General features: G+C 72.1%; 16 protein-coding genes and 1 pseudogene. 6 read left to right on the top strand and 11 right to left on the bottom strand.

Annotated features, from left to right (window positions below; all coding sequences use genetic code 11):
• Window positions 1-3: 3 nt before the first annotated feature.
• Entirely contained in the window at window positions 4-1266 is a 1263-nt protein-coding gene (thrC, locus tag LO763_RS02285) for a threonine synthase (protein WP_230600226.1), read from the top strand.
• 383 nt (window positions 1267-1649) lie between these two features.
• Window positions 1650-2675, top strand: a complete 1026-nt coding sequence (locus LO763_RS02280; protein ID WP_230600225.1) for a GNAT family N-acetyltransferase — start codon at window positions 1650-1652, stop codon at window positions 2673-2675.
• Window positions 2676-2703: 28 nt separating this feature from the next.
• Here the strand turns inward: LO763_RS02280 and LO763_RS02275 are convergent, their stop codons facing one another.
• The 6 genes from LO763_RS02275 to LO763_RS02250 all read right to left on the bottom strand — a co-directional run bounded on the left by LO763_RS02275 (window position 2704) and on the right by LO763_RS02250 (window position 11429).
• Window positions 2704-3534 (bottom strand): potassium channel family protein, encoded by an 831-nt coding sequence (locus tag LO763_RS02275; protein ID WP_230600224.1) that lies wholly within the window; start codon window positions 3532-3534, stop codon window positions 2704-2706.
• 61 nt (window positions 3535-3595) lie between these two features.
• Window positions 3596-5899 carry an AAA family ATPase gene (locus LO763_RS02270; RefSeq protein WP_439650259.1) on the bottom strand — a complete coding sequence of 768 codons (2304 nt, stop codon included), beginning with the start codon at window positions 5897-5899 and terminating at the stop codon, window positions 3596-3598.
• Between the two features lie 59 nt (window positions 5900-5958).
• A complete protein-coding gene (locus tag LO763_RS02265) occupies window positions 5959-6162 on the bottom strand; it encodes a hypothetical protein (protein ID WP_230600222.1) in 204 nt (67 codons plus the stop codon).
• A gap of 24 nt (window positions 6163-6186) precedes the next feature.
• Window positions 6187-8106, bottom strand: a complete 1920-nt coding sequence (locus LO763_RS02260; protein WP_230600221.1) for a right-handed parallel beta-helix repeat-containing protein — start codon at window positions 8104-8106, stop codon at window positions 6187-6189.
• Window positions 8107-8564: 458 nt separating this feature from the next.
• Window positions 8565-10193, bottom strand: a complete 1629-nt coding sequence (gene groL, locus LO763_RS02255) for a chaperonin GroEL (protein ID WP_230600220.1) — start codon at window positions 10191-10193, stop codon at window positions 8565-8567.
• A gap of 237 nt (window positions 10194-10430) precedes the next feature.
• A complete protein-coding gene (locus LO763_RS02250) occupies window positions 10431-11429 on the bottom strand; it encodes a hypothetical protein (protein ID WP_230600219.1) in 999 nt (332 codons plus the stop codon).
• 168 nt (window positions 11430-11597) lie between these two features.
• Between LO763_RS02250 and LO763_RS02245 the strand changes: the two genes are divergently transcribed.
• The gene (locus LO763_RS02245; RefSeq protein WP_230600218.1) at window positions 11598-13133 is read left to right on the top strand and encodes a peptide MFS transporter; all 1536 of its coding nucleotides are present in this window, start codon (window positions 11598-11600) and stop codon (window positions 13131-13133) included.
• Between the two features lie 879 nt (window positions 13134-14012).
• Here LO763_RS02245 and LO763_RS02240 read toward each other — a convergent pair.
• From LO763_RS02240 to LO763_RS02225, 4 genes and pseudogenes are all read right to left on the bottom strand, one after another.
• A pseudogene (locus tag LO763_RS02240) lies at window positions 14013-14543 on the bottom strand (metallophosphoesterase); the annotation flags it as partial.
• A gap of 766 nt (window positions 14544-15309) precedes the next feature.
• Window positions 15310-15615: a hypothetical protein gene (locus LO763_RS02235; protein WP_230600217.1), complete on the bottom strand. Its 306-nt coding sequence runs from the start codon at window positions 15613-15615 to the stop codon at window positions 15310-15312.
• Window positions 15616-15763: 148 nt separating this feature from the next.
• Window positions 15764-16159 carry a VOC family protein gene (locus LO763_RS02230; RefSeq protein ID WP_230600216.1) on the bottom strand — a complete coding sequence of 132 codons (396 nt, stop codon included), beginning with the start codon at window positions 16157-16159 and terminating at the stop codon, window positions 15764-15766.
• Window positions 16160-16357: 198 nt separating this feature from the next.
• On the bottom strand, window positions 16358-19828 hold the full coding sequence (locus LO763_RS02225) for a putative Ig domain-containing protein (protein WP_230600215.1): 3471 nt from the start codon (window positions 19826-19828) through the stop codon (window positions 16358-16360).
• A gap of 369 nt (window positions 19829-20197) precedes the next feature.
• On the opposite strand from LO763_RS02225, the gene LO763_RS29530 reads away from it, so the two are divergent.
• The 3 genes from LO763_RS29530 to LO763_RS02210 all read left to right on the top strand — a co-directional run bounded on the left by LO763_RS29530 (window position 20198) and on the right by LO763_RS02210 (window position 23098).
• Window positions 20198-21205: a hydroxyacid dehydrogenase gene (locus LO763_RS29530; RefSeq protein ID WP_230600214.1), complete on the top strand. Its 1008-nt coding sequence runs from the start codon at window positions 20198-20200 to the stop codon at window positions 21203-21205.
• A 418-nt stretch (window positions 21206-21623) separates the two neighbouring features.
• Entirely contained in the window at window positions 21624-22298 is a 675-nt protein-coding gene (locus tag LO763_RS02215; RefSeq protein ID WP_230600213.1) for a hypothetical protein, read from the top strand.
• A gap of 80 nt (window positions 22299-22378) precedes the next feature.
• Window positions 22379-23098 (top strand): hypothetical protein, encoded by a 720-nt coding sequence (locus LO763_RS02210; protein ID WP_230600212.1) that lies wholly within the window; start codon window positions 22379-22381, stop codon window positions 23096-23098.
• A gap of 56 nt (window positions 23099-23154) precedes the next feature.
• Here the strand turns inward: LO763_RS02210 and LO763_RS02205 are convergent, their stop codons facing one another.
• Window positions 23155-23739: a TetR/AcrR family transcriptional regulator gene (locus LO763_RS02205; protein ID WP_369431889.1), complete on the bottom strand. Its 585-nt coding sequence runs from the start codon at window positions 23737-23739 to the stop codon at window positions 23155-23157.
• Window positions 23740-23755: the final 16 nt, after the last annotated feature.

Below are 23755 nucleotides of genomic sequence, written 5' to 3'. Positions count from 1 at the left end.
CGCATGTCCAACTCGCTCTTTGCCGACAGCCCTGCCAAGGGACTCGTCTGCCGCAACTGCGACACCACTTACGACCTGGTCGCCCAGCACGCCTGCTGGCAGTGCTGGGGCCCCCTGGAGGTCGACTACGACCTCGACGAGCTCGCCAAGGTCACGCGCGAGCGGATCGAGGCCGGCCCGCAGAACCTCTGGCGCTACGCGCCGCTGCTGCCGGTCGGCGTCCACCCCGAGGACCGCGTCAGCCTCGATCCGGGCCTGACCCCGCTCATCGACGCGAAGCACCTCGCGAAGGCCCTGGGCATGAGGAAGCTGTGGGTCAAGGACGACAGCGCGAACCCGACGCACTCGTTCAAGGACCGGGTGGTCTCCACCGCCGTGTCGGCCGCGGTCAAGCTGGGCTTCGACCGGTTCGCGTGCGCCTCGACGGGGAACCTGGCGAACTCGGTGGCCGCCCACGCGGCCCGCGCGGGCATCCCGTCGATCGTGTTCATCCCGCACGACCTGGAGCCGGGCAAGATCGTGCAGTCGGCGATCTACGGCGGCGAGCTGGTCGCGGTGCAGGGCTCCTACGACGACGTCAACCGCCTGTGCTCGGAGCTGACCGAGACCGACGAGTTCGAGTCGACGGCGTTCGTGAACGTCAACATCCGCCCCTACTACGCCGAGGGCTCCAAGACGCTCGGGTACGAGGTCGCCGAGCAGCTCGGCTGGCGGCTGCCCGAGCAGGTCGTGGTCCCGATGGCCTCGGGCGAGCTGCTCACCAAGATCCACAAGGCGTTCGAGGAGTCGGCCCAGATCGGCCTGACCGAGCCGGGGAAGGTGCGGGTCTTCGGCGCGCAGTCGGCCGGGTGCAGCCCGATCGCCGACGCCTACAGCGCCGGGACCGACGTCATCACGCCCGTGAAGCCCACCGGGATCGCCAAGAGCCTCAACATCGGGGACCCGGCGGCCGGGCCCTACGCGATCGAGGCGTGCCGCTCGACCGGCGGCGGGATGGCGAAGGTCTCCGACGACGAGATCCGCGACGGCGTGAAGCTTCTCGCCGCGACGACCGGTGTGTTCGCTGAGACGGCAGGCGGCGTCGTGGTCGCTACGCTCCGTAAGCTCCTGGAGTCGGGGCAGCTCGACCCGGAGGCGGAAACCGTCATTTACAACACCGGAGAGGGTCTGAAGACTTTGGACGCGGTGTCGTCGCTGGTCGGGCCCACGCACACGGTGAAGCCGTCGTTGAAGGCGGCGAAGGAAGCCGGACTGCTGCAATCCTGAGTGGAGGTTCGAGAGTTCGTCAAACGCTTGCCGAACTCTCGAAATTATCACTCACCGTGACCATTGTGAATGGTTGTGTCGGGTACCCGACAAAAAGAAGCGAAGTTCGGGTCTTGACCGTATTCACTGAATGAGCAAGAATTCTTCTTGCGGGAGGCCGCAGACGTCCTGTCGCCACTCACCCGGTTGACTGCGAGTCCTGGGGCTAGAACGTGTCGAGCAGCGCCAGCCGGTGTCAGGAACTGCGGTCTCCCGACCAGCGTGCTCCATGCTCATCGTATTCCCTGAATGCCGCTCCCCCAAACACTCCCGTGCCCCGGCGCGGGTTTTTCGCTTGCGCAACGGGCTTGTCAGCGCCGGGCCGCTCCGACAGACTCGGGATCATGACGCATTTCGACATCGTCCCGGTGGCCCCCTCCGATCACGCACTCACCGAGGCCTGGCTCGACCTCCAGGAGGCCGTCGACGGCCACGACTTCGCCGGGCTCAGGCCCCGGGGCCCCGTCTGGCCGCTGATGCGCCTGGTCGTCGGCGGCGGCGACACCCGCCGCGAACACTGGGCGGCCGTGTGCGACGGGAAGGTCCTCGGCCACCTCGACCTCAACTTCTCCGATCAGGACAACACCCACCTGCTCGGCTTCACGCTCGGCGTGCACCCCGCCGAGCGCCGCCGCGGCGTCGGCTCGGCCCTCCTGCGCCACGCCGAGGAGCGCGCCGCCGAGGACGGCAGGAGCACCCTCCACTGCTGGACGGCGGTCCCCCACGAGTCCTCGCCGCTGGTGCGCGGCGACGGCGGGTCGTTCCTGGTCTCCAAGGGCTACAAGGGCTCCCTGGACGCCGCGATCCGCAAGGTCGACCTCGACCAGGTCGACGAGTCCGCGCTCGACCGGCTCTTGGACGAGGCCTGGGAGCGGGCCGAGGGCTTCGAGCTCGTGCCCTTCGAGGGCGCCCCGCCCGAGGAGCTCCTCGACGGCATGGCCTACCTGCACTCCCGCATGTACACCGACATGCCGCTGGGCGAGTGGGACCTCCAGGAGGCCGACATCGACCGCGGCCGCCTCCTCGACTGGTCGCGCCAGCGCCGCCGGCGGGGCGAACTGCACCTCCAGGTCGCGGTGCGCCACAAGGAGAGCGGCGAGGTCGCCGGGTTCACCGAGATCGTCGTCGAGGCCGGCGAGGAGCGCCACTGCTCCCAGGGCGACACCATCGTCGACCCCCGGTTCCGCGGCCACCGGCTCGGCACGGTCCTCAAGGTCGCCAACCAGCGGCGCGTGCGCGAATGGCGGCCGAAGATGCGGTACGTGTGGACCGGCAACGCCGTCTCGAACGAGTACATGATCAGCATCAACGAGGCGGTCGGCTACCGCCTCGCCGGTCAGGAGCGCGTCTTCCAGAAGACGATCGCCTGACCGGAGGCGGCCGAGCCGCGAGAGCCGGTCAACGCTCGGGCTCGGCGCGCGGGCCCGGCACTCCCCGCGATTCGCGGACGGGCGGCCCGCCCGGGACGAGGGCCGCGTGGATCTCGGCGACCTGCCGCTCCAGCCGCTCCATGCGCATGCTCAGCTCGACGGCCTCGGCGCGGTCGGTGGTCTCGGCGGCCGCCGAGACGCGGTCGACGAACCACGAGGCGAGCGAACCGCTCACCAGGCCGACCAGGCCGATCGCCGCGAACATCAGGAACGCCGCGATCGCCTTCCCCTCGGCGGTCTGCGGGACCGCGTCCCCGTAGCCCACCGTGGAGGCGGTCACGACCGACCACCACAGGGCGTCGCCGAAGTCGGTCACCTGCGAGTCGCGCGCGTACCGCTCGGCGTCCAGGATCGCCAGGCTCGACATCAGCAGGATCAGGAAGGTCACGGTGACGACGTAGAACGCGGCCCGGAGGCGTTTGGTGACCTCCGCGTGGCGGCGGAAGACCTCGGACAGCAGGAGGATGATCCGCAGGATGCGCAGCGGTCGCAGCATCGGGAGCGCCACCATGACGAGGTCGACCGGGTGCGTGCAGAGGAACCGGATCCGGTTCCCGCGGCCCGCCTTCACGAGCCGGACACCGAAGTCCACCGCGTACACCCCGTACACCAGGGCGTAGACGGCGTTGGCGGCCGCCCCGACCCAGCCGGGCAGACCGGGGTAGAGGATCGGGACCGCGTAGGCGATGAGGAAGAGGGCCGCGAGGGCGAGCAGCGGCAGGTTGGTGGCGCGCTCCCAGGCGGTCAGCTGAGGCGGCCAGCCCCGGCCGGGCTCAGGGGAGGTCGAGGAGTCGGGCATCCGTCCAGGGTAACGACCCGGCTCCCGGACGGGGCCCGCCTCGCACGCGGGACCGGGGCGGTCACCCCTCCCGGTTGCGGGCGTAGTTCTCGAGGTACTCCAGCTGCTCGGGGTCCAGGCTGGGGCGGACGCGCTCCATCGCCTGGCCCACATGGGAGGCGGTGACGACGCTCGCGTCGAGGGACTCGCGCATCGCCGTCAGCGCGGCCTCGCGCACCAGGGCGGCGCAGTCGGCCGCCGAGTACAGCCACAGCTCGTCGGCGACCGCGTCGAGGTCGACGTCGTCGGCGAACGGCACGTTCTTCGCGTTGGCGCGCAGGATGTCCGCGCGCCCGTGCGCGTCCGGCGGCGGCACGTAGACGAGCCGCTCCAGGCGGCCCGGGCGCAGCAGGGCCGGGTCGATCATGTCGGGCCGGTTCGTCGCCCCTACGACCACGACGTCGCGCAGCGACTCGGCGCCGTCGAGCTCGGTCAGCAGCGCGGCGACCACCCGGTCGGCGGTGCCGCCGTCCGTGCCGCCCCCGCGGACCGGGGCGAGCGCGTCGAGCTCGTCGAAGAACATGAGCGTCGGGCTGGCCTGGCGGGCCCGGCGGAACAGCTCCCGGACGTTCTTCTCCGACTCGCCGACCCACTTGTTCAGCAGTTCGGAGCCCTTGACGCTCAAGACGTTCGCGTGGCCCTCGCCGGCGACGGCGCGCACGATGTAGGTCTTGCCGCACCCGGGCGGGCCGTACAGGAGGATGCCGCGCGGCGCCTCGATGCCCAGGCGCGTGAACGCGTCCGGGTAGGTCAGCGGCCACAGCACGGTCTCGGTGAGGGTCTGCTTGAGGTCCTCCATGCCGCCGACGTCGTCGAGGGTGAGCCCGCCGAGCTCGACCGAGTCGCCCGCCATGCTGGTGGGCCGCACCGACTCGAGGGCGCCGTCGAAGTCGTCGCGCTGAAGGGCGGTGGCGCCGCCGCCCTTGGCGCGCATGGCGGCCCGCACCCCGGCCTCGCGGACCATGACGGCCAGGTCGGAGGCGACGTAGCCGGGGGCGCGGTGGGCCACCGACTCGAGCTTCACGTCCTCGGCCACCTTCATGCCGCGCGTGAAGTAGACGAGGAGGTCGCGGCGGGCGTCGGCGTCGGGCATGGGGACGACCACCTCGTGCTCCAGGCGCGAGCGCAGCCCGGCGTCGACGTCCTCGACGCGGGCGGCCGTGCACACGACCGCGTGCTTACCGGCCTCGCCCAGCCCTTCGTCGCCCAGTACTTCTTCAACCATCCGGGAGAACACGGTGCCCAGGGGCGTGCGCTTCCCGGCGGGCGCGAGGTGCTCGACGCCGCGGACGAGGAGCACGCCGGGGACGGCGAGGGCCGCGACGGCGGCGCGGAGCCGGTCGGCGGCCGCATTCGCCTCGAGCGCGGCCAGGTCGGAGCCGGAGACCTCGCTGACGGCGGCGCCGACCGCGGCGGCCACCGAGCGGACGATCGTGGCCTTGCCCGCGCCCGAGGGGCCCGAGACCAGGACGCCGAGGGCCATGTCGGTGCCGACCACTTTCAGGACCTCGCGGTGGTTGAACCCGAGGTCGAGCAGTTCCCGCAGCTCCTCGGCGGGGATGCGGGCGCCGGCGAGCTCCTCGTAGGGGATGGGGGCGATACCGGGGACGGCCTCGGGCGCCCGGGCCGGGGCGAGCGGTTCGCGGGACTCGGCGCGGGGGCGGGCCGCGGCGGCCGCGCCGCCGTAGGACGGGGGCATCCGCTCGGCGGGGGCCGCCGGGAGATCGCCGGGGCCGACCGCGGCGCGGACCTCCTGCTCCCACTCCACGCGCGTGTCGGCGGTGATCATCGCCCCGCGGGCGGGGGCGGACTCGACCACGTTGAGCACCATGGTGGTCCAGCCCATGCCGAGGGTGTTGTTGAGGGTGCGGCGGGTGGCCGCGACGATCTCGCGCTGGGCGTCCCCCAGCTCGATGGGCAGCAGCGACACGTCGTCGCCCTCGCCGACGACCTTGGACAGCAGGGCCAGGCGCAGCGTGTCGGGATCGACGACGGCGACCGCCGAGGCCGGGCCGGACAGGACCACGCGGTCGGCGGCGGCCAGGTCGGCCGGGCCCAGGCGCACGGGGTCGCCGTCCCGGGCGCCGATGTTGCCGAGCGTCAGGTCGTCGGCATAGAGGGCGCGGCGGGAGGCGTAGCGGTCCGCGGCCAGCGCGATCGCGGTGGTGGTCCGGCGCCCGGTGATCGCCACGGGGTCGCCCGGGCGCAGGTCGAGGGCGGTGAGGGCTTCGGCGTGGAGGCGGACGATGCCGCGCCGGGCGTCGAGTCCGGCGCGGGCGCGGGTCGCCGTCAGCGTGAGGGAACCTGGGTCGGTCACGCCGCCCAGCCTATTACGGTCCGGCGGCGGGCGGCGACGGTCGTGATCCAGGCCTTACTTACCGGCGCTCAGGACTCCTCGGCCGGGGAGAGCTCCATGCGGTAGACGGTGCGGCCGTCCTCGACGAGGATGGCGGCGGCGGCGCCCTGGTCGGCGAAGTCGCGCCAGCGCTCGCCCAGCCACGACTCGGCGTCGCCCTGGCTGCCCAGGTCGCTGTCGGGGGTTTCGAGGGCGTTGCCGTCGGCGTCTTCGAGCTTCCAGGTCCAAGTCATGACGCAACAGTACGCGACCGTGCGTCACCAGTCGAAGCGGTCGTGCGACGGGGCGGTGACCGGTGTGCGCTCGACGCGGACCGGTTCCGGCTCGCGCCGGCGGGGGCCGAACGCGGCGGCGAGCGCGAACAGCGTCCACAGGGGAAGCAATGCCAGCCAGAGCCAGGCGGGGGCGACGGGCGCGAGGACGAGGGTCCTGACGCCGCGGTCGATCGCGTCGAGGAGGGCGAGCAGCCCGATGAGGACGGTGAAGGTCCCGAAGACGCGGATGCCGCAGCGGCGCCAGGACCGCCCGGCGAGGATCCAGCCGAGGCCCCACAGGCCGACGGCGAGGGCCTCGTAGTCCGCGCGGCCGGACCAGGCGGCGAGGACCGACAGGAGCGCCCCGGCGCCGGTGGCCAAGGCGGAGAACGTCATCTGGCCCGCGCGGGGCGGGTCGGGGGCGCGGGCGGCGCCGAGCCACCCGGCGCCCGCGAGGAACAGGAGCGCGACGGCGAAGGCGACGGCGGCGCGGAACTCGAGGCGCTCGGTGAAGCGGGCGCCGAACCAGTCGCAGCCGTCGGGGACGGCCCCGGCGTCGGCGATGCCGCAGTGCCAGGCCTTGAGGGTGCGGAGGGGGTCGCCGAGGGCGCGCGTGGCGGGCACGTCGCAGGAGGGGACGACCGAGGGCGCGGTGCGGTGGGCGCCGGGTTCGTCGAAGCAGTTGCCCGCGCCGTTGCCGTCCCACCACACGTCGAGCCGGTTGCGCTGGCGCTGGCCGTCCTCGCGGACGCCGAACTCGTTGCCGGCGACGGTGTTGCGGTTGCCCGCGCCGTCGGGGCCGGGCGTGCCCCAGGCGGCCACGGCGGCGGTCCGCTGGTTCCAGATCCGGTTGGCGGTGGCCTCGACGCCGTCGGCGTCGGCGAGGAGGAGGCCGATCCCGCCGGGGTAGGCCGGGTCGGGGCAGCGGGGGCCGCCGTCCCAGTCGCGCTGAGCGGGGTCGGCCCGGCAGGCGGCGGCGTCGGCGTCCAGGTCGCGGCGGTTGTTGTCGTAGACGAGGTTCTCGGCGGCGGTGATGTCGGAGCGGTTGCCGGTGTCGTGGATCGCGAGGCCGGTGGCGTTGCCGTGGAGGCGGTTGCCGGTGATGTCGGCGGCGGTGCCGGGGCCGGAGACGGCTATCCCCGCGGTGCTGCCGGTGACCTCGCAGCCCTGGACGTCGGCCTCGGAGCGGTGCACGGCGATGCCGGCGGTGTCGACGGCGTCGGCGCGGCAGCCGGTGAGGAGCACGCCGGCGGCGTCGGCGACGTGGATGCCGAGGCCGCCGATCTGGTGGGCCGCGACGCGGTCGACGGCGGCGCCGTCGGCGGTCACGCGCAGCCCGGTGCCGCGGGCCTGGGCCACGGTGAAGCCGCTGAGGTGCACGTCCGCTCCGGCGGCCTCCATGACGGTGTCGAGGGCGAAGCGGCCGGAGAGGGTGACGTCCTCGGGGCCGTCGCCGAGGCCCTCGACCTGGAGGCCGGTGAGGTCGGGGCCGATGACGGCGGTGCGGTCGAGGGCGTAGTGGCCGGGGAGGAGGAGGACGCGGTCGCCGGGCTCGGCGGCGTCGAGGGCGGCGGGGAGGTCGTGGTGGCCGGTGTCGGCGCAGTCCTCGTAGAGGCGCTCGTTCTCGAGGCGCTGGAGGTAGTCGACGTTCTCGTTGCGTTCGGTGAAGGCGTCGGCGTCGGCGGGGCAGACGAGGAGGGCGGGGCCGGTCTCGCGGTAGGGGGGCGGCTCGGCGTCGGCGGCGGCGGGCGGGAGGGTCTCGGCGAGGCGCGGTTCGACGGCGAGGCCGCCGAGGTAGCAGGAGGCGACGAGGGCGGCCAGGACGGCGGTCATGAAGGCGAGGACGGGGAGGCGGCGTTCGGGGCGCGGGCGGAGGGCGCGTCGCGGCCGTTCGGCGCCGGGCGGCGGGGCGTGTGGGGGCACCGGATCAGGGTAGCCCGCACGGCACCGCATGTGAAGGGCCTCGGAAGCGGCTGGGGCCCATGGTGGTTCGCGGCAGGGGGTGGTGCGCGGCGGTCTCGGGGACGGTGCCGGTGGAGCCACCGGCCGTCCCCAGCCCCCACCCTCCCGAGAGGGGTGAAGGCAGTGCCCATCATTGCCCGCGGGTCCGACAAAAACCGGGCCCGGCGCCGGACCCGTCACCCGAAAGGGTGCCGGGGGGCGGTCGGGGACGCGGCCTGCCGTTCGGCCGGGAGAGGGCCGGACGGCGGTGCGACGCGGCATACCGCCCCTGGAAGGAGCGGTATGCCGCGCTAGCGCAGCGGACTACGCCGTCTGCACTGGAGGCCAGTACAGAGAAAGGGAGAACCACTCACTCTACCGTGAGCGGTCCTCCCTCGCAGTACTCTGTGCGGCCAGAGTTCGCGGTCCCGAAGGACTGCTTACATCATGCCGCCCATGTCGCCCATGCCGCCGCCGGCGGGAGCGGCGCCTTCCTTCTCCGGGGCGTCGGCGACGACGGCCTCGGTGGTCAGGAACAGCGCGGCGATCGACGCGGCGTTCTGGAGCGCCGAGCGGGTGACCTTGGCCGGGTCGGGGATGCCCGCGGCCAGCATGTCGACGTACTCGCCGGTCGCGGCGTTCAGGCCCTGGCCCTTGGGCAGGTTGCGGACCTTCTCGACCACGACGCCGCCCTCGAGGCCGGCGTTCTCGGCGATGGCGCGGAGCGGGGCGCCCAGCGAGCGCTGCACGATCTCCACACCGGTGGCCTCGTCGCCCTCGGCCTCGATCTTGTCGAACGCGGTCGCGCCGGCCTGGGCCAGCGCGGTGCCGCCGCCGGGGAGGATGCCCTCTTCGACCGCGGCCTTGGCGTTGCGCACGGCGTCCTCGACGCGGTGCTTGCGCTCCTTGAGCTCGACCTCGGTGGCCGCGCCGACCTTGATGACGGCGACGCCGCCGGCCAGGCGCGCCAGGCGCTCCTGGAGCTTCTCGCGGTCGTAGTCGGAGTCGGAGTTCTCGATCTCGGCGCGGATCTGGTTGATCCGGCCCTGGATCGCCTCTTCCTCGCCGCCGCCGTCGACGATGATGGTGTCGTCCTTGGTGATGACGACCTTGCGGGCCTGGCCCAGCAGGGACAGGTCGGTGTTCTCGAGCTTGAGGCCGATCTCCTCGGAGATGACCTGGCCGCCGGTGAGGATCGCGATGTCGCCGAGCATGGCCTTGCGGCGGTCGCCGAAGCCGGGGGCCTTGACGGCGGCCGACTTGAAGATGCCGCGGATCTTGTTGACCACCAGGGTCGGGAGGGCCTCGCCGTCCACGTCCTCGGCGATGATCAGGAGCGGCTTGCCGGTCTGGGTGACCTTCTCCAGGGTCGGCAGGAGGTCCTTGACCGCGGAGATCTTCTGGTTGGCGACGAGGATGTACGGCTCCTCGAGCACGGCCTCCATGCGGTCCTGGTCGGTCACGAAGTAACCGGACAGGTAGCCCTTGTCGAAGCGCATGCCCTCGGTGAGCTCGAGGTCGAGGCCGAAGGTGTTCGACTCCTCGACGGTGATGACGCCTTCCTTGCCGACCTTCTCCATGGCCTCGGCGATGATGGCGCCGACCGTGGCGTCACCGGCGGAGATGGAGGCGGTGTTGGCGATCTGCTCCTCGGTGTCGACCTCGGTGGCCGAGTCCTGGAGCTGCTCGACGACGGCGGCGACGGCCTTCTCGATGCCCTTCTTGATGGCGATCGGGTTGGCGCCGGCGGCGACGGCGCGCAGGCCTTCCTTGACCAGGGCCTGGGCGAGCACGGTCGCGGTGGTGGTGCCGTCACCGGCGACGTCGTCGGTCTTCTTGGCGACCTCCTTGACCAGCTCGGCGCCGATGCGCTCGTACGGGTCCTCGAGCTCGATCTCCTTGGCGACGGAGACGCCGTCGTTGGTGATGGTGGGGGCGCCCCACTTCTTGTCGAGCACCACGTTGCGGCCCTTGGGGCCGAGGGTCACCTTGACGGCTTCGGCGAGGGTGTTCATGCCTCGCTCGAGCCCGCGGCGAGCCTCCTCGTCGAATGCGATCATCTTCGCCATGTGGATGGCTTCCTTTCGGATAACGTTCGTGGTCGACGGTGAGGCGGCTTCCCGCGACGGTGGGCCCGCAGACCCGACCACCTCATCGCGCTGGTTGCATAGTTAGCACTCCCCAGTGGCGAGTGCCAGAATCAGGTATAGCACTCTCGCCTGGAGAGTGCCAATCCGGGGCACGAAACCGGTGGTGGCACGCGCGGGGGCCGGGGCGTCCGCCCCGGCCCCCGCCGGTCCGCGGCGCTACGGGCGGGGCGGCGCGCTGCCGGGGTGGCCGGGCTCACCGGGGCCGGTGTAGCCGCCGGGCACCGGTCCCTGCGGGGCGCGCTCCGGCGCGGCGCCGGAGGCCTCTGCGGAGAGGGAGGTCGCCGAGACCGGCTCGGCGCGGCCCCGCAGCCACGCGTAGGTGCACAGCGAGGCGGCGAGGACCCAGATCATGGGCGCGAGCAGCAGCAGCGCCATGACCGCCTCGGTGAGCACGGTGAGGACGGTGGCGAGCCAGGGCGCGAAGATCCCGTGCCAGATCCCGGCGAGCAGCAGCCCGACGAGGCCGATGACGAGGTTCGCGGCGAGCGCGACGAGGACCACGATGACGATGCGGCCCAGCGCGGGCCCGAACGCGGCGTGCGTCAGCCGGATCGAGCGGGCGTAGGGGCTGCGGCGGGCCTCGAAGACCGCGGCGGGGGCCATGAGGCTGAGCGCGAAGACCGCCCACAGGCCGGGCAGGACGCACAGGACCAGGCCGGCGCCGATGGTGACCCAGGCGAGCAGGAGCCACAGGAAGAACGTCCCGCCGCGCCGGAACCCGAAGGAGAACGCCTCGCCGAGGCTGAGGAAGCCGCCGGCGGCCTCGGCGGCGGCGGTGCGGACGGCGGCGAGCGCGGCCGAGCCGGCGACGTAGAGGGCCGCGAGGCTCAGGACGGCGCCGACGAGGCCGACGGCAAGGCCCGGGGAGTACTCGCGGACCCATGCGCCCCAGTCGGTGACGGTCACGTCGGCCTGGGGGGCGCGCACGTTGCCGTTGAAGGCGCCCACGACCCAGCGGGGCAGGACGACGCCGACGAGGAGGATGAGGCCGACGGTGCGCCAGGAGCGCTGGACGACGTCCAGCGAGGCGTGCCACCAGGTCTCGAAGGTGTCGGTCACGAGGGGGTCGCCGCCCGAGAAGCGCCCGGAGGGCTCGCCGGACCAGCCGGGGGACCCGCCGGGCGGGCCGGTGTTCCAGTACGGATCGTCGCTCATGGTCGGGATCGTAGACCAATCAAACGTGCATATCAGACAAACGGCTTCGGCGCATCCTTTCGGGGACGACGCGTTGCGCCGTTCGCGTCCCAGGGCGCGCCGGAGGCGTTAGCGTCGGCAGGTACCGGCGCGCGCCGCGCCGGCCCGCACGCACCACCGGGAGCGCCGATGTCCCACCGCGAGTACCCCGTCGGCCGCGAGCCGACCTTCTTCGGGCACCCCCGCGGCCTCGCCGTCCTCTTCGGCACCGAGATGTGGGAGCGGTTCAGCTTTTATGGCCTGCAAGGCATCCTGCTGGTCTTCCTGACCGCGGGCGTCCTGCAGAACGGCCTGGGGCTCGACGACACGGTCGCCGTCCCGATCGCGTCGCTCTACTCCGGCGCGGTGTACCTGACGTCGCTGCCGGGCGGATGGCTGGCCGACCGGGTCCTCGGCGCCCGGCGCGCGGTCCTGGTCGGCGGCGTGATCATCATGTGCGGCCACATCTCGATGGCGATCCCGGTCAGCGGCGCGGGCCTGGTCTTCTTCGGCCTGTTCCTGGTCGTGCTCGGCTCGGGCCTGCTGAAGCCGAACATCTCCGTGATGGTCGGGCGGCTCTACGAGGGCGACTCGGACGCGCGCCGCGACTCCGGGTTCTCCGTGTTCTACATGGGCATCAACCTCGGCGGGTTCCTCGGCATCCTCGTCACCCCGTACCTGGCCGGGGAGGACCGCTGGCACCTGGGCTTCGGCGCCGCCGCGGTGGGCATGGCGCTGGGCCTGCTGTGGTACGTGCGCGGCTGGTCGCGGCTGACGAACACCGGCGTCGGGCCCTCGCGCCCGCTCACGGACGCCGAGCGCGGCAAGGTCGTCAGGATCGTCGTGGTCGCGCTGGTGCTCGCGGCGGCGGCGATCGCGGTATGGGCGGCCACCGGGACGCTCACGCTCTCGACGGTGCCCACGGTGGTGACGGTCCTGTCGATCGCGGCCGCCGTCTGGTACTTCGTCTACATCTTCGGGGAGGCCAAGGACGTCACGGACGCCGAGAAGGCGGGCCTGCGCGCGTACGTGGGGCTGTTCATCGCCTCGGTCGTGTTCTGGATGCTGTACCTCCAGATGGGGTCGATCCTGACGGCGTTCGCGTCGAACTCGGTGGACCTGGACTCGTGGGGCTTCCACCTGCCCGCGGGCGGCGTCCAGAACTTCAACTCGGTCTTCATCCTGGTGTTCTCGCCGATCTTCGGCGCGATCTGGCTCAAGACCGGGACGGGGTTCGGGACGGCGTACAAGTTCGCGCTCGGCGTGGGCCTGACCGGCCTGTCGTGGGTGCTCCTGGGCTGGTTGCAGGGGCGCGCCGACGGCGGGGCGCTGGTGGCGCTCGGCTGGATGGTCGGGGTGTACCTGCTGCTGACGTGGGGCGAGCTGTGCGTCTCGCCGGTGGGCCTGTCGGTGACGACGCAGCTGGCGCCCTCGTCACTGAAGGGACAGTTGATGGGCGTGTGGTTCCTGGGCCCGGCGGTGGGGACGCCGCTGGGCGGGCAGGCGTTCGCGTTCCTGGTGCCGCGGGTCGGCGAGCAGGCGTTCTTCTTCATCCTCGCGGGGATCGCGATCCTCACGGCCGTGGTCCTGGCGCTGTTCAGCCCGGCCCTGCACCGGCTCATGGGGCGGGGCGGGCACGGGCCGGGCGCGGTCATGGAGACCCCGTCGGAGCCCCGGCCGCGGTAAGCGGCCGGTGAACCAGGTGCTCGCCTGGGACATCAGGCGCCGCACGGGGTTCTGGCGCGGCAGGGAGGCGCTGGCCGGGCCCGGGTGGCAGGCGGGGAAGCCGGGCTCGATGAGGCGCGGCTCGAGCGGGTCGACCGGTCTGATCCACGAGGCCCCCTCGCCGCCGTCGGGGTCGGCGGCCCAGCGGCGGCCGGCCCGGTCGAGGCCGATCGGGTAGACGGTGGCGCCGTCCTTGTCGACGCGGATGCGCAGGAAGCACTTCTGGTCGATCACCGACATGCCCGCGAAGAGCTCGTTCGCGTTGACGCCCAGGCGGTTCGCGACCACGAGGTAGAGGCCGACGAGCCAGGTGCCGACGAGGCCGGCCACCGGCAGGTAGGCGAGGTAGGTCCAGAAGCTCACGTCGTCCATGGTCTTGATGAGCTGCGCGCCGCCCCATGCGAGGCCGATCTGGGCGGCGCCGTGGAGGACGCCGAGCACGTAGTGGCGGGTGGCGCGCCGGCCCTGGCCGGGGTGGGCGAACGCGACGCCCGCGCCCAGGAGCAGCGCCGCGACCGCCACGAACGGGCCTGTTCCCTCCAGTATGGACACGGTGGCAATGAGGGCGACGACGCTCATGAGGGCCACGAAGCCCTTGTTGAGCCACGGCAGGCGCCCGAAGATCCCGATCGCGTAGGACAGCGACTTCGCCTTCGAGGGGTAGGTCTGCGTCAGGCGGTACTCGCGCTCGGGCGCGTCGGGTTCGTGGATGGAGCGGCCCGGGGCCGTCACCTGCTCGGGGAGGTCGTGGGTGGGCGAGAGGTAGGCGCCACCGCCGCCCGCGCCGACGAGGTGGCGCACGCCGTCCACCTCGGCGTAGTGGGAGTAGTGGTGCCGGTCGCCGGTGAGGATGAGCGGGACGCGGCCGCCGCGGGCGGCCACGATGTCGCGGATGAAGTGGTCGATGCGGCCGAACGAGCGCGGCTCGTCCTCGGTCCACAGCCAGGAGGGCTGCGCGACGCAGAGGATCACCTGGTCGCCGGGGCGCATGTCCTTGGCGGCGTTGCGGAAGTACTCGAGCTGGCCCTGGTCGAGGTGGGTGTCGAACTGGGCGTCGAGAGCGAACAGCCACCAGCGGTGCGGGAGGGAGAGCGCGAAGTAGGAGCGCTTCTGGAAGGTGCGGTAGCCGCCGATGGTGCGGCCCTCGGTGAACTGGCGGGTGAAGGCGGTGAGGCCGTCGAACCAGTCGTGGTTGCCGGGGATGGCGTAGAGGGGGATCGGGTGGCCGGGGTTGGCTGCCTCGTAGGGGCCCTTGAGGCGCCGCTCGTACTCGAGCCAGTCGCCCGCGGGGTAGACCTGGTCGCCGCCCATGATGAGGACCGAGCCGCGCGGGAGGCGCTCGCCGCCGGCCTCGACGTGGTCCTGGGCCATGAGGTAGGCGATGGAGTAGGTGGCGTTGAAGCCGTCGCCGACGTCGGCGACGTAGTCGAGCCACAGCTCCTCGGCACCGGAGTGGTCGTAGACCGGCTGGGGGCGGCCGCCGATGATCTCGCGCTTGTCGACGTAGCCGCCGAAGAGCCGGGCGAGCCCGAAGCGCATGCTCGTGTCGATGAGGGTGCGCGGCGAGAGCCAGCGCACCGGCTTCTGCGGCACGAAGCGGAGCTCGGCGGGACTGAGGTCCTTGGGGCGGCGGGACATAGAGCCCATCATGGCACGTTCTGCGCGCCAACGGAACCCGCGGTGACCGGTCCGACGCGGGGAGCCGCGGGTCTCGCCGCCCCGGACGCTGCTCAGCACCGGCTCGGCCCGGATCGGCTCCAGCCCGGCTCTGGACCGGCTCCGGCTCGGCCGATTGGTCTGCGGGGACCGGGCGCGGCGGATGGCCGCGGAGGGCACGGCGAAGCGGGACAGGGGGCGCTGGGGTGGGCCCCCGGTTTTCAAGGATGCCCGCGGGGTCCGACATTCGGCGGGGGTGTTCGGCGCGGCCGCGATGGAGGTCACGGAAAAGCAATCGACGGAGGATGCCGCAGCGGGAAGCCCGTTCGGCGGCCCCGACGCCGCGGGCTCCGGAGCATGACCACTGCACGCTTCGCGTTCTCGGCGGTCGAGCCGGTCGCTTCGGAGCGGGGCGAGGGCCGGTACCGGCAACCGGGGTTCGCGATCTCGGCGAAGTCGGCGATGCGGTGGGGCACGGCCCCTAGGCCTTTCGCCTCCTGGGGAGGCGGCGCCGCAGGTGCCGCCAGAGAAGGAAGGCCGCGGCGGCGAGTGCGAGCGGGGGCGCGGCGGCGCCCCACCAGGTCCAGTCCGCGGCCTGGACGGCGGCGGTCGGGGCCGCGGGGCCCGCGGCGTCGGCGCAGTCGCGGACCGCGCCGTCCGCGTCGACGTGGAAGCAGTCGGCGGCCTCGTACCCGGGGGGCGCACCGGTGCCGACGCCGCCGGCGATGCCGTAGGCGAGGACCGCGAGCAGCAGCGCGGCCAGCGCGAGGAGCGAGCGCGCGGTCATGCCGGTCCCGGGGGGCCGGAGGCGGTCCGGCCGGACCGGCCCCAGTGGATTCGCGCCTGCACGCGCCGATGCTAGCCCGCCGGGGCGGGCGCGGGCGCCGTTTGCGCGCGCCGACGCGGCCGCCGGCTCGCGGCCTTCCCGCGCCGCCTCAGAGGAACAGGCAGAAGGGGTGGCCGACCGGGTCGAAGAGGACCCGCACGTCCTCCTGCGGCTGGTGGTCGGCGAGCCGCGCGCCTTGAGCAAGCGCGTGTTCGACGGCGGCGTCGAGGTCGTCGACGTGGATGTCGAGGTGCTGGGTGGCGTGCGGGGCGCCGGGTTCGGCGGGCCAGACCGGGGCGCGCCAGTGGCGCTCGTACTCGAAGCCGAGGGTCGGGCCCTCGCCGGTGCGGACCTGCGCCCAGCCCGCCTCCGGGGGCTCACCCGGTTTCGGGCCTTCGCTGACGGTGACGGGAAAGCCGAGGAGCCGCGCGTAGAAGTCGGCGAGGGCCCGCGGGTCGGGCGCGGTCACGGTGATCGAGGTCAGTACGAGTCGCGGAGCGTCCATCCGGTCAGGGTAGCGCCGTGACGGGGCCGGGTCGGTCGTTCGGGGAACGGCGCCGTCGAACCCGAGGCCGGCTGCGGGGCTGAGCGCATGGGCGGCGTTCACCCGTTCCTGCTGGGACGGATGCACTCCGCGCACCGATGCGATCGATGGCGCAGGGCCCCGGGAGCGGATGCTCCTGGGGCCCTGCGCCATCGATCGCTACAGTCCTGCGACCGCGCCGAAGAGGCGGAGTTCCGCTATGTCGATCAGCGCGCCGTTCGCGACGCGCACGTAGCGGTAGCTTCCCTCGTCGTGCGACGGGAGCTCCTGCCAGGCGAGGGTCTTGACCGTCGGGGCGGTCAGCGCGGTCCAGGTCGACAGGTCGTTCGAGCCTTCGAGGACCAGGCCGTCCATGCGGACCAGACCGTTGTTGTCCTGGCGCGCCAGGAAGTCCGCCCGGTCCACGGTGGCCTCGGCGCCTTCGCCGAAGTCCCAGATCAGGTGGAACTCGCCGTCGACGGCGGGCACGTCGCTGAACGTCGCGGGGTCCGCGTCGAGCAGCTTCGCCGCGTGGGCGGCCTTCGACGCGTCGGGCGAGCCGTCCGAGGCGACCACTCGGACATCGGCGAGGTCGATCAGGTCGCGCTCGTCCGAGCCGTACAGGACGGTGCCGTCGGTCGAGCCGTGGACCGTCGCCTGGTCGCCGTCCTCGGTGGTGTGGTCGATCCGCACGTCGAGCGGGCCGGAACCGGTGAGCTCGCCGAGTTCGGCGGTGGCCGTCCAGGCCAGGCCGTCCTCGCTGGTCGCCTCGAGGGCCTGGTCGCCGATCGAGACGGCCACGTCGCCTATCGGTGCGGCGCTGGAGAAGTCGACGGTCACGGTGTCGCCCGCGGTGACCCGGCCCGCGAGGGCGTCCGGGGAGGACACGGACACGGAGTCGATGTCGCCGGGGGCTTCGCTGCGCTCGCCGAAGATCCGGAACTCGCCGATCGACCAGATGCCCGGGTAGGCGGGGTCGGTGGGGACGCCCGGCTCGTCGAGCTGGACCTTCAGGTACCGGTACGCGTCGTCGTCGTGCTCGGCGAGCACCTCGATCGTCTCCATGTCGGGGTCGTTCGCGGTGGCCCGCTCGGTCAGCAGGTCCCAGGCGATGCCGTCGTTCGAGCCGTACACGTTCGTGCCCTCGGAGCGGTTCGCGAACAGGGACCGGGCCTGGAACCCGAAGGCGTCGGCCGTGATCCGGTACCGGGTGCCGAAGTCGAGCGTGAACGAGCCGGTGCGCAGGTCGCCGGTGTGGGAGGTGTTGTCGCCGTCCGCGAGGGCGACTACGGCGTTGTCGGTGATCCCGAAGGGGGCCACGGCGTTCGTGTAGTCGAACGACTCGTCCGGCAGTTCGGGGTCGAGGAGTTCGAGGGCGTCGATCGCGGCGATGAGTGCGTCCAGCGCAGCCGCGAACTCCTCGTCGGAGCCGTGGCGCGCGGCGTCCCTCGCCTCCTCCAGTGCCTCCTCGTACGGGTCGCGGGTGGCGGCGGTGTAGTCGGCTCGGCGGTCGACGCCGTCCCGGACGACCGTCTCGACGGTGCGGTTCGGGTTGGGGGACACCACGAGTTGAACGGTGCGAGCGGTGACCGCGGTGCCGTCGTCGGCGACGATCTGGACGTCGTGGCGGCCCTTGTCCCTGCCGTTCGGCGTCCAGGCGAGCCCGCCGGTCGCGGTGTCGAAGGACGCGCGTTCGGGCAGGCCGTCGACCCTGTAGGTCACGGTGCCGTCGGTGTCCTTGGCCGACAGGTCGATCGAGGCGCCGAGGCCTTTGGTCAGGTAGTAATGGTCCTCAGTGGAGTTGAACCGGGGGACGCTGAGGTCCGTGGCGCCCGAGAGGATCACGCTGTCGAGGTCGACGGTGGTGCCGTCCTCGCCGGTGAGTCGGTAGAAGTTGACGTTCTGGCCGCCCGCCGGGTAGGCGAGGTATCGCCATTCGCCGCCGGTGTCCGGGATCTCGAGTGCTGCAAGGGTCCTGGTCTCGGCCTCGTCGGGGTTGACGCCGGTGGCCTCCTCCTTGTAGAGGACTTCGAGGCCGGCGGGGCCGTCGCTGCGGAACCGGAGGCCGATCTGCGCGTTCGAGCCGTACATCATGCGGCTGACGACGCTGGTGGTGCCCTCCTCGGTCACGTTCGCGCGGGCGAAGGTCTCGCCGTCCTCCTCGGTGATCGCGGTGCGATCGTCGAGTGGGAGGCTCGCGTCCGCGAAGCTCAGCGCGGCGGTGTCGGGCAGCGGTTCGGGTGCGGTGCCGGCCAGTTCGGCCGGGAACGCGACCCAGTACTCGGGGTTCTTGTCCCCCGGGGCCCAGAAGTTCGCGACGCCGGTCCCGTACCAGTAGTAGGGGCCGTCCATGCGCGAGGCGAGCTCGGCGACGTGCGGCGCCTCGGCCGCGACGTCGACGCCCCGCTCGAGCGCGTACTCGTAGTACAGCTCGTTGACGGGGTTGAAGATCCGCCCGCGGTAGGCCTGGGCGATGGTGTTGCCCTGCCCCTCCTCGTCGATCCACGGGGTGGGCGCGCCCATCATGAAGCCCCAGAAGGCGTTCGCGCCGTCGAGGAGCCGCTGGTCGAGGAAGTCGTAGGCGGACACGGCATCAGTGCCGGTGGAGACGGTCCCGGCGGTCGGGTCGACCTTGGTCCCCTGGACTTCGAGCATCCTCGCGAGGCCGGTGAAGTTGTCGATGTTGCACTCGCCGTGCGCCTGGTCGCGGCCCATCTCGCGGACCTGCACGAAGTCGCGCCCGTACGGGTTCGCGGGGTCGTCGGCGTCGATGAGCGGCATCTGCGGGGCCATCGCGCCGTTGTCGTAGGCGGTGTCGCCCGAGTTGACGGTGAACCACTCGACGCCGGTGGCGTAGCCTTCGGCGTCGTCGGCGTAGATCGCGGTCGCGATGCGGCCGAACAGCCCGAAGTTGTGCTGGTTCATCCAGCGCTCGTTGGAGAACAGGAAGGTCTCCACGACGGGGTCGGCGAAGTTCGCGAGGAGCTTCCGGTCGTCCTCGGCGGACCAGGCGACGTCGTAGCCGCCGTGCTCGCCGGGGCTGTCGTCGTCGACCGGTTCGGTGGCGCGGATGATCTCGGCGGCCATGAGGAACTGGTACAGCGGGTGCCCGGTGTGGATGTGCGCGTCGGGGAAGTACGCGTACCGCTCGGGGTCCATGTTGGACCAGGTGCGGATCGCCTGGATCGCGTTGCGCCGGTAAACCTCGTCGCCGGTGGTGACCCACATGAGGGACTGGGTGAGGGCGCCGAAGGAGTCGTTGGTCTCGCGGTTCCGCATCCCCGCCTGGGTGAACGTGGGGTCGAGGGGCACGTCGGGTTCGGCGGCGGACTTCGAGTTCGACGCCCGGTACGCGGTGGAGGCGAAGGCGGTGTCGGCCATGGCGGCGAAGTAGGAGGCCCAGGGCTCCTGGCCGGTGCGGACCATCTCCTGGGCGCTCCGCAGGTCCTCGGCGGTCAGGCCGACGCCGGGGTGGACGAACCCGGCGTCGCTCACGGTCTCGTTGACCGCCACGAGGTGGTCGGTGATCAGGTCGTCGTATTCGGCCGCCCCAGCGGCCTGGGGCGGCAGCGCGGCCGCCCCGAGTCCGGTGGCGAGCGCGGCGGCCAGCGCCACGAGTCGCGACCGTTTTCGTTGTCCGACTTGCGTCATCGCACGTCCTTCCAAAGCATGGTCTTCCAGGGGGCTCCCCGGACCGGCGGCGCCGGGGAGGCCGTCTCGGGTGCCGGAGCAGCTGGACATCGGAATCCGTCTATGCGGACGATAGCGCCTGCCGAAGCCCGAATCAAGGCTCAGATAGATAACGTTCTCTGTTCTTTGACGAGGTCGATCGTGCATCATTGAGGCCGATGCAGAATCGTTACCTTTGGTGAATTTGGTTTTCTAGCTGCATAGTTACGAGCCGACCATGAGCGCGGCGCCTCGCTCGTCGGGCATTGGTCGATGTCGAGGTCTCGACAATCAGCGCAGGAGATCTTAACGTAGAAACCGATATCTATCCGGCCGATCGAAGGACCCCGTGTGGCTGACCGACCGAGGGCACTGCTCGCCATGAGCCCCGAGTTCCTCCCCCAGCTCTTCCCCGAGCCCCTGCTGCGGCGGCTCCTCGCCGTGCTCGACTTCGACCCCGGCCTGGTGGCCGAGGACTTCGCCGACCCGGCCGTGCAGCCGGTCCTGGCCGAGGCCGAGGTGCTCGTCACCGGCTGGGGGGCGCCGAGGCTCCGCGACGAGGTGATCGCCGAGGCCCCGAAGCTGCGGGCGGTGCTGCACGCGGCCGGCTCGGTGAAGTCGATCGTCGGCGAGGCGGCCTGGGACCGGCCCGTCGCCGTCTCCTCGTCCTCGGGCGCGAACGCGCTCCCGGTGGCCGAGTACACGCTCGCCGCGATCCTCATGGCGGGCAAGAACCTCTTCGGCCTGCGCGAGGACTTCCGCCGGGAGCGGTCGTTCCGGCTCGGGCACATCCACCCCGAGGTCGGCAACTTCGGCCGAACCGTCGGCATCGTGGGCGCCTCCAAGATCGGGCGCCGCGTGCTGGAGCTGCTGCGGCCCTTCGACTTCGAGGTGCTGCTGGCCGACCCGTACCTGGAGGCCGCGGAGGCGGCCGCGCTCGGCGCGGAGCTGGTCGACCTCGACTCGCTCGTGGCCCGCTGCGACGTCGTCAGCGTCCACGCCCCCGACCTGCCCGAGACCGCCGGCCTCATCGGCGCGGCTCGCCTGGCCGCCATGAAGGACGGCACGGTCGTCGTCAACACCGCCCGCGGGCGCCTGGTCGACACCGACGCGCTCACCGCCGAGCTCGAGACCGGACGGCTCTCGGCGGTCATCGACGTGACCCACCCCGAGCCGCTCCCCCGCGACTCGCCCCTGTTCGACCTGCCGAACGCCTTCCTCACCCCGCACGTCGCCGGGTCGCACGGCAACGAGCTGTCCCGCATGGGGCTCTACATGGTCGAGGAGGCCGAGCGCCTCTCCCGCGGCGAGGCGCTGGTCCACGAGGTGGACCCGCAGACGCTGTGGAAGCAGGCCTGAGGCCCCGGCGACCCGCTGCGACGACCGTATTCCCCCCACCGGATCACCTTCGGCTCGAGAGGCGCGACCGGAGCCGCCAAGAGCCGATCGACGCCGCACAACCGAATCGAGGACGGGGCCGGTCATGGCAGCGACCGGTCCCGCCGCCGTGCCGCAGGCGTCTCGCGGGGCCCCGAGCGTGCCAAAACCGCTGTGATCTCTTGTAGCGTCGCAACGACGACACTCCCCCGCAGCACCCATTGGAGCCCCCGCCATGCCCGACGCCCCCGGAGAGGGCGGCAAGTTCGCCGCCGACCTTTACGAGCTCTACGAGGTGGCGCAGAAGGACCTGCGGCCCCTGGCCGATCTGTACAGCGGGGCTGGACGATGAGCCAGGTTACGATTCCGGCTCCCCCTGGCAGCGAAGAAGTGGACATCGATGGCTTCCACCATGAATCCAGCCTCTGAACCCGGCCTGCGGCTCCGGAAGCCGAAGCGTGGCTCGCGCCTCGCGTTCTTCGCCGTTGCCGGCGCGTTTCTCCTGCTCGTCGCCGGAGCGGTGGTCGCGCTGCCTCACCTGACCGGCCCCGACCTCGAGTATCGGTTCGCCGCCCCCGAGCCGTGGGGCGAAGCGTGCCTCGGCGGCGAGGCCGAGGCGGATGAGCTTCTCGGCTGGGAGGAAGCCGGCGCGCCACAGCCCGCGATCGAGGACTTCGAGGACTCCTTCAGTTCGTACACCTGCGAATGGTCTTGGGACCCTGGCGGAGACGGCGTCACCGGGCAGGTGCTCAGACTGGACGTGACCGTCTTCGACGACACCGAACCTCTGGGATACGACCATCTCCTCGAACAGCCGCAGGACCAGCGCGACTGGATTGTGGGGGCCGAATCCCTCCATGGATTCGACCACGGCCTCTGCCTTGACCACGCATCGCTGACAGTCCCCTACTTCGAGTGCATGGCTTCCGACAGCAATCTCGAGTTGTCGGTCGAGAGTCGCCCGGCCACCTCTCGAGGCGATTATTCAAGCGACGCGTTCGGTCCGCGACCCGTGTCCGTTGAAGACCTCACCGTCGCGGTCGGGGAACTGGTGCAAGAGGCGTTCCGGCGTTGAGCCGCCGCGAACGGCGGTCGACCTGCGGGCAGGGGGTTCCTACAGTGGGTGGTGACCATGCGCCTACCGGAGGGTGGATCATGCGAACCGCGTACTGGATGGTCGGCGTCGTCGCGCTCGCGGCGCTCTCGGGATGCTCCCCGGACCCGGAGCCGCCGCCACCGGAGCCCACGAGCGCGGAGCCGGCCACCGCGGCGAGCTCCGCGCCCGCAGTGGACCTCTCCGCGTTCCGCCACGGGGAGGTCCCGGCCGAGTTCCCCGGGCGCGATCTCGGCGGGCTGCCGCCCGAACCGGGCGACGAGGACCCGCTGGAGGACAAGATCGCCTGGGAGGGCCTCGAGGCCGTGACCGACTTCGGGTCCGTGGTGGACCCGGACGCCCGCGCCTCGTGCCCCTCGATCGATCCGCGGAACGACACCGAGGCCGTGTGCGCCGTCGAGTACTTCGGCGAGACCTACGACTACCAGGTCACGAACCTGTCGTTCGAGTCCACCGGGCTCACCGACGGCGAGAACGACTACGGGTACGTCTCCTACAACACCGCGCTCGCGGAGGGGCCGGTGGTGCGCGACCAGGTCGAGGCGGTCCTGCGGTTCAAGCGCGGCACCGAGTACGTCGCCTGCGACATGGACGAGATCGTCAAGCTCGACATCGGCCCCGACCGGCCCTGGGGCGGCACGTCGGTCGCGCGGACCCTGGCGACCGGCATCGAGTGCCGCGCGGTCGACCCGAGGACCGGCGCGGCCATAACGCTCCCGCTGGACGTCTACGAGTCCGGCTCCCCGAGCAGCTTCGACTAGGCGCCGTGCCCGAGGTGTTCGCGAACCCCTGACCCGCCGCTGCGCGGTGCCCGGACTCAGCCCGCGTTCTCGCGGAACCCTTCGATGACGGCGGTGGTGCCGCGCAGGAACGAGGCGGCGACCGCGTCCGGCTCGTCGAGGTAGCCGGCGACCATGGCGCCGTCGCGCAGCAGCATCAGGTCGTCGGCGGCCTCGCTCGCGCGCTCGGGTGCGAAGGGGGCCACCAGTTCCGCGAACGTCGCCTTGCACCACTGCCGGTGCTCGGCGACGGCCCGGCGCACCCGGCTGTCCGGGTCGGGGTACTCGGCGGCGGCGTTGATGAACGGGCAGCCGCGGAAGCCGGGCTCGCAGGCGATGATCCCGAGCTGCTCGGCGATCAGCCGCATGACGGCGTCCGCCTCGCCCCCCGCCGCGGCGACCGCGGCGCCGATGCCCTCGCGCTCGATCGCGGCCCTGCGCTCCAGGTGCGCCACGACGAGGTCGTCCTTGCTCTTGAAATGCCGGTAGAAGGTGACCTTCGTCGTACCGGCGGCCTCGATGACCTTGTCGACGCTCACCGCGCGCAGCCCGTAGGCGTAGAACAGCTCGGTCGCGGCGTCGACCAGGCGCTGGCGCATCGGGGTTCTCACGGTCGCGATCATACGTCCCCTCCCCCGC

The sequence above is a fragment of the Glycomyces amatae genome (assembly GCF_020991375.1).
GTDB classification, from domain to species: Bacteria; Actinomycetota; Actinomycetes; order Mycobacteriales; family Micromonosporaceae; genus Glycomyces; species Glycomyces amatae.
Note: the sequence above shows the minus strand (reverse complement) of the source record. Positions and strands in the feature narration are given on the sequence as shown.